The sequence below is a fragment of the Candidatus Poribacteria bacterium genome, from assembly GCA_021295715.1.
GTDB lineage: Bacteria > Poribacteria > WGA-4E > WGA-4E > WGA-3G > WGA-3G.
In genome coordinates this window covers 1-9,067 of sequence record JAGWBV010000116.1, presented here as the reverse complement: position 1 = coordinate 9,067, position 9,067 = coordinate 1, and the positions used below count along the sequence as shown (strand labels likewise).

Here is a 9,067-nt window from a genome sequence, read left to right as displayed (position 1 = left end):
ACATTAGAGACCGAAAAGCCGGTAAAACAAAACGTAAAGTCGGTAGACCGAAAATCAAGCCGAATCATAAATATAACTCCTTGACGTTCACACAAGCAGGTTTCAAAATAGAAGGCAATCGTCTAAGAATCAACTGTCTCGGTAAGTCGTTCACGTTTTGGAAGCACCGAGACTGGACAGGAAACCCGATAAAGACGGTAACAATCAAACGTGATAGTGTAGGCGACTACTCTCTATACCTAAGTTGTGAGGACTGCGAACTTTTGACCGGTAATGTGGCAGGGGCGGACTTCGGTTGTAAAACATTCCTCACCCTTTCAGATAACACGAGAATAACGTCCCCCGAATTCTACAAGCAAGGTCTCAACGCAATCCGTTCGGCAAACAAGGCACTCTCCTGTAAGCAATATCTTTCGAGTGGATGGTTTCGTGCGAAGCGTCACCTCTGTCGTATTCATAAAAAAGTTGCCAATAGAAGACGAGACTGGTTCTTCAAGCTGGCCCTCCGTCTTGTGCGAAAGTATGATACGATTGTGATAGAGACCCTGAACCTTGAGGGTATGAAACGCCTCTGGGGACGGAAAATCTCTGATATTGCTTTCGGTGAGTTTGCTCTCATCCTGCAATGGACGTGTGCGAAATATGGTAAAACGTTCGCACAAGCAGGTCGTTGGACTGCCACAACAAAACCGTGTTCGGTTTGTGGACATCATAACGGAGATTTAACACTTTCAGAGAGACAGTGGACGTGTCCTGACTGTGGGTTTCACCACGATAGAGACATCAACGCTGCTATCAACATTTTGCAGGTTGGGGCACCCGCGTAACAATGCGCGATCAGGTCCGTCCGATCGCACCTTCGTGAGTGCGGCGGAGACGGAATAATAGCCTGCGGGTGGAGCGATAGTCAGACGTTCAAACCTCTGGTAAGAACGCAGTCGCTACGAAACCGAAGTTTCCCACGCCTTTAGGCGTTGGGTGGTATCACCAATCCGGACGTTTAAGACTTCGCCGACTTTAGCGTAGGGGCTGCCCTTAAAACCCGTCGGTATACCAAAAGATATGATGCGACTGGATACCTTGTGCCAAAGGTCCCGGTTGATTGTGTAACAGATTTGGAATCGAATTGAACGCCGGTGATTCCATCTTCTCCGAAAGCACGGTGGGTTGAACGATACGATACATCGCACTCCCCTGTTCCTCAATTGCTGGGGCATTGAAACCGTCTGCAATAGGTGCCGGATACACGACCTCAAGTGATTCCGTATCCATCTGTGCGATAACACAAGAGAGCATACCGTCAAAAAGGTGTTTGCCATTTTCTTCTTCCAAGGCACCCTCTGAAGCGATGAACTCCTTAACGCTGAGCGCATCTTCGCGTTGCGTGACCGAGACATAGCCTTCAATATTGCCATCCCGTTCGGCAACCCATGCGTTTGAGGACTCGGTTCGCACCCACTGCGTCCAATATGCTATTTTATCTCTGACAACAGTGCCGTTAAATTTTCGTGCATACTGGTTGTAGAGATCAGAGAGTTGTTTGACTTCGGCTTCATCATCAAAATTGGCTGGACGGACTTCCCACTCTGATTGTCTTTCAGCATTGAAAGGTTGTCTCGCGTAGTAACGAGGCACCTTTTCCCACCCTTCAATCGAATAGATGCGTTGACTTCCGAAAAGCACAGAGACAACAATATCACGGGATTCCATGAATCGGATCGAATCTTTGAGAAGTTGTGTAGCAATGCCACGTCGGCGATATTCTGGACTCGTACTGACTTCCCCGATGCCACCGACGGTTATGGGTTCACCGTGCAAAAATATCTTTCGGATGAAGACGCGCACTGTGCTGACAATAGTGCCTTTATCAATAGCAATTCGGATACCTTCCGCATCCTGCCACGGATCGTTATGCCAATGATTAGAAAAATACTGACGGCTACCCGAAAAGACGGACGTGACATGGTCCAGCCACAACTCTAATTCTTCAGGATGAAGGGGACGAAATTCCATTTTTAATTATACCTTGCGGAGGGACACCGCGTGTTAAGACTATTGTGTATGTTCCTTGGATCCGCCTGCGTGTTTTTGCTTGGGGTTTTTGCTTGGGGGTTTCTGCGAATTTCTGCGTATTGTTGCAGGCTACGATTCTGGTTTTATCCATTTAAAATTTTATTGTAAGTTCTCCGAGGAACTGACGCGACTCATTACGGCTCCCAAACACTTCATAGAGATCCCCGGAGACATCGTAAAATCTACGGATAAAATTGCGGCTTGTCTCCGCCGGATTCAGATCCGCATAACGAAGCCATAGATTCGTCCGAGACCAGATATCCCAATTGAGTTCAACGACCGTGGAACTCGCATCGCCAGTGTCTACTCTATGCTGTTTGTTGAGGTCAGGAAAGAGGGCATCCTGCGTTAAATCAGACGTGCCATCGACACGACCGATGGATAGGTTCAATTCCTTATAGCGATACGGATTCGGATTCGTGATAAATTTCAGGTTCGCGGCGAACGCATTCTCTAACGCTTGTGTCTCGAAATCATAACTATCCTCCACCTTCGCAGGCGTAATGTAACGTTCATCCTGCTCGCCATACGTCAGTTCATTAAGAAAGGTCAAGTGCCACCGTTCAGAAAGACTGTAAGTCCACCCAAACATATTCTTGAGTTCTAATTGACTGAGTTCATCTTGAACATCCGTTGAGAAGTCAATGTCTTCGTAATCTTCCAAGTAGTTGTTCTGAAGATTGGCGGCGCGAACGCTGTAAAAACCGTTCATGTGTGAGGGCTTGACGGTGAATCCGCTGATAGAATATTGTGCGATGGTAAAATCACTATCATCTCGTAGATAGAGGTATCCGGCAGCGTCCAGATCCAAGAAGGTCTGATCGTGCTTTTCCTCACTGAGTTGATCGGTTTCATATACGATGCGTCCGAGATACCCTCCACTGAGATCGAACTTCTGGATACGCGAGATGATGTTATGAAAGAGCGTCAGACGAATGTCTTTACGTTTAAGCTCTTCAGCGAGTTCTTCCTTATCCTCTTCATCGGTTTCATCGGCATAATATCGACTGTATTCTGCTTCCTCCAGTAACCGGACGCGTCGATTCAAGGCGGTATTATCGGCAGCCGTAGCGGGACTCTGGGCAAACGGGCCGTATCCTGGACGTGTGGCATTCGTAATCGCGTCGGCAAGTTCCGCTTGACCTGGAGTGACCTCCGTAAGTTGCGTCAATGTCGGTGAGAGTGCAATAACTTCTGGGAGTCCGCCGACTTTTCTACGGAACCGACTGGCATCTTTAACGAGGATCTCGCCGGTGGGGAGAGCGGCAAGTGCCATCGGTTTCATAAATTCACCATTACCTCGCCCCTTTCTCCCAAAACTACCGACGGGTTTGCCCATCGCGTCAAACCTAACGATACGATGGTTCCCTGTGTCCGCAATAAGCACATTACCTCGCGCATCAATTGCGATGTCCGAGGCATCCATATCAAACTCTCCTTCGCCTGCCCCATATCTCCCGAAAGTGAGTAATGCCTCTCCATCGGCACTGAATTTATGAATGCGTCCAAGTTTCGCATCTAAAACGTAGAGTTCATTTTGAGGGGTGAGTGCTACGCGGAGGGCTCTATCATATCCTTTCGGCTGGATGGCAAAAGCGGTTTTCCCCTGTTCATCAATGATGAGGTTTGCTGGCAAAACGACTTTGGGAAGGACCTCCACAGGGTCGACAAAGTGGGTGTCTAACAGTTCACCCTTTGCACTGAATTTGTGGACACACGGTGCGAACATATAAACTTTCGGAGTGCCTACTTCAGTCCCTGTCTCTGCAATGTGCTGAATGGTTACATCGGCAACATAGATATTTCCGATACTATCTACAGCAAGATGTCCAGGTTTCCTCAGGATATTCTCTGGAGATGCCGGTGCTTCTGGAAATTGAAACAGAAATTCTCCTGTCGCTGATAATTTCTGAATGAGTCTGTTTTCGCTGTCACTAACATAGATATTTTGGTTATCGAAGGCGAGGTGAATGTTCTTGCCAAACCGACCTTGGGTTGAGCCTTTACCTGCAAATTCACGCTCTAATTTGATAAAATCTACTGGGAAAGCCGAACTTAATCCGATGCCTAGCGAACAGAGGATGGAAAGGAGCGGTAAGAGAACGATATATCTTTTCATAATTTTTTAAGTAAGAGTGTTTTAAATTTAATCTGCCAATTGAAGGGTTGTTTTTTTAATAATACGCGGTATCCACCTATAATGTCAAGGCAAAACATTTTTAAACGCTCTTTACTGACCTGATTGCTATTACCTAATCCGGCAAAATACGATAACCTGTACTAATCCCCGTAATCATGCCAATAATTGCCCAGAGTCCAGCGCACGTCATCTCTCCAATAACCAATCCGAGGAAAATAGGTCTCGCGCTCCGATACGCCTTCAACCCGCCATATTTCACAATGCTAAACTTCAGCCCCCAGCCCAAAAATATAGAGAACCAGAGTTTAAACGTTGCCCATGAACTCAGCATCGTATAACCGAGAGGATGCAGGGGCCACCAGATAAAAGTTTGACGCATCCACATCAACCAGACCGTGAACCCGCTTCCGAATACCATAAAGCCCGTGTTCGTCCAATTCGTGCTTGTTTTCGGACTTACGAGCAGTCCCTCAAGCTGCCGCATAAACCAACTACCCCCCGTGTAAGGCGCGCCGTGTGCATAACTCACCTTAATCGCAGAGTAATAGGAAACACCGAGTCCGATGACCATCGCAACCGCCATAGCAATAAGCAGCTGCCGTCGCTTGACGCGGGCATCATCTGCCGCTTTCAACCCGTTCATGATGTTCGGCATCATGAACTCACGAAGGTCTAACGTGAGACACACCGGATGCATCATTATAGATGTTAACGTGGACGGATGAATTTTTGAGGTGCCGAGTGTCGTTAGGAAGAAACTCTGTGGTGAAAACGATGGATTGATGAACGGAATGCCGCCGTTAATCACTTGCCACGTCAACAAAACATACATCGCAAGCAGAAACAGCACGAAACCGAACGCAAACAGGAGGGACATCCCCATCAAATGATTGAAAAATGCAAGCACACAGATACCACCGAGGAGTCCAAAGATCGTAACGCCGTGTGGCAAGGCTTCGTCGGAAGGTCGGAACTCGAGCATGCTTTTAATGTGATGTCTCGCTTTCCAGAGTGCGATGGCGACAAACGTCAGACATGCACCTGCCTCCTGTGCGGCACTAAACGACTTGCCTGTCCACTGCACCCCCGGTCCCGAAGTGAGTTGGAAACCGAGCATTACACCCAACAGACACTGGAGTTTGTAGAATACGAAGAAAAACCAAATGCTAAATGATACCTCCAAGGTCAGTAGATAACTAAATCCAACCATAGACCAGAAAATAACAATCTGAAATGGACGTAGCGCGTTCCAAGGACGTTCAACGAGGTATTGGTTAAGCCAAAAATCGCGTGGGACATGCGGCATGGACGGAAAGAACGTATGGAGACCGTTCATGGTATGCAAGAATACCGGGAAGGCAAATCCGAACCAGAGCGCGCTGTTCTTAAAGAGCGGACCGAGGCTACCTCTGCCTTGCGCTGCCATCTCCACCGGCAACTTAACGAGCGGGAAGGCGCAGCGTTCGTACTCAACCCACTGCTTACGGAGTAGCACTGATAAGCAGATCATCACGAAATAGACAACAAGGACATAGGTGCTCCACGTTAAGATAGGAACTATCCAGGGACCCCACGGCACCGATTCCCCCGCGAATAAGCCTTCAAAGAAAGACTGCGCTGCGGTGTGATCGCGAACCACGCGCCATTCCGGGATATAGTGGTGGAACAACGACTCCCAGTCGTTTTCTGGGGTGGCGAGGTACTGGTAAGCCACCATCGGACTGAGCGCATAGCGCATCATTCCTGAAGACGGGATGCCTGCCGGTGCAATCATGATACACCAAATTGTGACAAGCTCTCCGGGCGAAAACGCCGAGGCAGGATGGACCTGTTTCAGAAAAACATTGATTCCCAATACAAAAACCGTCAGAACAAAGAAAGGAGCGACAGGGAAATGTCCACCCGCGAGGAAGATGTTGCGGATAACGTAATCGTTATAAGGCGCGAGAAGACATTCGGTCGTAGCGCACGCCAAACCGATAAGCACTGCGCGCCACGTGATACTGTCTCGAGTTCGTTCCTGAATCAATTTATTGCCTTTCAAAGCAGGTTCTACAGACTATCCTAACCGCATTGCACACTATACCACAACCCTCATTTTTTTTATAGAGGAATTTCACACCGCATTATGCTTTCAAAACGAACACAAATCGGATGCTCCTCTACACTTCAGAGAAATTTTTATGACATTGCCTGCACCGTTCAACCATTATGCGCCTTGCAGCGGCAATCGGAGCAACACTTCCGTCCCTTCATCCAGTGTGCTGTCAATCTCTACAGTACCTCCATGCTCTTCGAGAATTCGTTTGACATTTGCTAACCCAAGCCCTGTTCCTCTCGTCTTCCGGGTGAAAAACGGCTCAAAGAGATGTTCTAAATCTTCCTCTGGTATCCCGATTCCCGTATCCTTGACCTTGACACAGACGCTATCATTTTCTGTAAAGGTGGACACCCGCAGCACTCCACCTTGCGGCATCGCCTCTATGGCGTTCAGCACAACATTCATAAACGCCTGCTTCAATTTATCTGAATCAAATTGAATTTCTGGGGTTTCAGATGACACATCTAAGACGAGTTGTATTTTGTGGTGCGCTAAGTTGGCTTCCATCAAAGATAGAACCGTTTGCAGAATAGGAGTAATCGCTTGTTGTTTCAGATTAAGCGACGATGGACGTGAGAAGTCCATTAAACCTTTCACGATGGTATCAATTCGCTCAATTTCCTCAAGGATATAACGAACGGATTGCTGGTGTTTTTCGGGCGACATTTCGGGCTTCTGCATCAACATCTGCGCTAACATCCGCATAGATGACAGCGGATTTCGGATCTCGTGAGCGAATGAAGCAGACATTTTTCCCGCTGTCGCCAAGCGTTCCGCTTGAATTAACTGATCTCTCGACGCTTTGAGATCCCTTGTCATCTTGTTGAACGCAGCCGCGAGATCGCCAATTTCATCATGCGTCTTGATCTCACATAGCTCGTCCAAGTCGCCCGTCGCGACACGCGTCGTAGAATCGACCAAAACCTTAATCGGGTTCGTCAAATTCTTACCGATACGATGGCTGATAAAAGCAATCAGTGCCATAACGAGAACAGCGATACCTAACATATACCATGTCAGGGTTCGCTTCGCTTCGGCTATCTTTTCCATCGGACGCAATAAGCAGTAGAAGCGTTCAGGTGGGAGCAAGAGATAAAAAACCTTATAGGGCTTTCCGGCGAGCGTCACATCGTGTGTGATGGGTGTACTACCCGCTTCTCGGAAGTGATCTTTTACCTCACTCAGCCTCATTTTTTTTGCCAAATTCGCCCAATCCTGCTCAGCGTCGGAGAGTCCACTCAACGTACTATGATTAAGTGTGTAATCAGAACCGAAAACCATAATTTCTACACTATACGCTTTCTTGACTTTCTCACTATCCTCCCGAATAAATCCAGTTTCTACGATGGTGTTGAGCCATCCTTGGGTTTCGCGTGTGAACTGTTCACTGTACTTCCATGCAAATAGTTCGACTGTTAGCAATGGCACAAAGATCGTGACACAAGCAAATAGAAGCAAAAATGGGAGAACGATTTTGGTTTGAATGCTATACCGACGCATCAGAATCTCTCTTTTAGAAGGCAATTTGGGACCGTTTCTGAAAAATCTAAAGTTGCTGTTAGTATACTGCAAAGCATCTGGCATGTCAACATTTTGAATGACAAAAAACGAACGAAAACCTTCTTTAATCTGTCTAAGACAGCGGAGAAGATGGACTCACAGTAAAAAATTGGAACTTTCTGAAGGCCTATGGTGTGTAAGTTTAAGCCGGTTTGCGTTCGCTTGTGTATCGTGAACCCAAGTCCCTTAAACTTGACTTGATATGGAGAAAAAACATGATGAACACCCGAAGACCGACCAGTGCGTACACAGCGTCGGAACTTGAACAAATTGACGAGGACGAACTCGTTGATCGGTTTCAAAATGGTGACATAGAGGCATTTAATCCTCTCGTTCTTAAATATGAAAAGCAAATATATAATCTCATTTACCGGCAGATTCGTGATCGAGAAATAGCAAAAGATATTAGCCAAGAGGTCTTTTTAAAAGCCTTTAAGGCACTGCCTAACTTCAAAGGTGGCTCTGCGTTTTACAGTTGGATTTACCGAATTGCTATCAATAGTAGCATCGACTTTCAGCGGCGGCGTAACCGTAGCAAAGTACTTACGTTTGAAGAATTACCGTCTGATGCCGACGAAGTTCTAAGGATGTCGGATTCTTACCCCTCGCCCGAGAAACTCCTTGAAGAGAAGGAGCTTGGTAAAATCATTCGGAAGGCGGTGCGGAAACTTCCACCTGGTCAGCGTCGGGTCTTCAATCTACGTCACCGAAGAGAACTGGCAATTAAAGAGATCGCCGTGCTGTTAAACAGATCAGAAGGCACAATTAAAACACACTTACACCACGCGCATCGGCGTCTCCAAGGTATGCTGCGCCCCTACCTACGCGATGAACCGCTGGAGTGGCATGGGGAAACTTAGCAGACCTTGGTAACGGATGTGTCAAGGAAACTGTCCCAATCTTCCTATGATTGTAGTTAACTGAAAAAATGCGAGAATTCGTTTCCGCTGTAGTTACAATTTCCTTGTCTCAATGTAAGCGATAGATTCGTCTGCACCTGTAAACATCCAGAAAAATCACCGAATTATCAAACTTCGGTGTCAAAACCCCCTTGCTTTCGCTGGGGGATATAGACACCGCCCTATTGAATTAGACCAAACCTTTGCTTAAAAAGAAATGTGGTATAATTAAAGTATCAGGTTGGCAGACATATCAAGGCTTGCTTCTCTGCGAGTTGTCTGCCTCCCACTTGA

6 protein-coding genes are annotated in these 9,067 nt (G+C 47.1%); 2 read left to right on the top strand and 4 right to left on the bottom strand.

Translation table 11 applies throughout. The features are described 5' to 3' along the window. The coding region (locus J4G07_20615) for a transposase (GenBank protein ID MCE2416390.1) at positions 1-827 on the top strand (827 nt) is incomplete at its 5' end. A gap of 208 nt (positions 828-1,035) precedes the next feature. Here J4G07_20615 and J4G07_20610 read toward each other — a convergent pair. From J4G07_20610 to J4G07_20595, 4 genes are all read right to left on the bottom strand, one after another. Further along, the gene (locus J4G07_20610; protein ID MCE2416389.1) at positions 1,036-2,013 is read right to left on the bottom strand and encodes a GNAT family N-acetyltransferase; all 978 of its coding nucleotides are present in this window, start codon (positions 2,011-2,013) and stop codon (positions 1,036-1,038) included. A 151-nt stretch (positions 2,014-2,164) separates the two neighbouring features. Beyond that, the gene (locus J4G07_20605) at positions 2,165-4,192 is read right to left on the bottom strand and encodes an NHL repeat-containing protein (GenBank protein MCE2416388.1); all 2,028 of its coding nucleotides are present in this window, start codon (positions 4,190-4,192) and stop codon (positions 2,165-2,167) included. A 133-nt stretch (positions 4,193-4,325) separates the two neighbouring features. After that, positions 4,326-6,257, bottom strand: a complete 1,932-nt coding sequence (locus J4G07_20600; GenBank protein MCE2416387.1) for a hypothetical protein — start codon at positions 6,255-6,257, stop codon at positions 4,326-4,328. Between the two features lie 165 nt (positions 6,258-6,422). Then, positions 6,423-7,814: a HAMP domain-containing protein gene (locus tag J4G07_20595; protein ID MCE2416386.1), complete on the bottom strand. Its 1,392-nt coding sequence runs from the start codon at positions 7,812-7,814 to the stop codon at positions 6,423-6,425. 275 nt (positions 7,815-8,089) lie between these two features. Between J4G07_20595 and J4G07_20590 the strand changes: the two genes are divergently transcribed. Then, a complete protein-coding gene (locus J4G07_20590) occupies positions 8,090-8,734 on the top strand; it encodes a sigma-70 family RNA polymerase sigma factor (protein MCE2416385.1) in 645 nt (214 codons plus the stop codon). Positions 8,735-9,067: the final 333 nt, after the last annotated feature.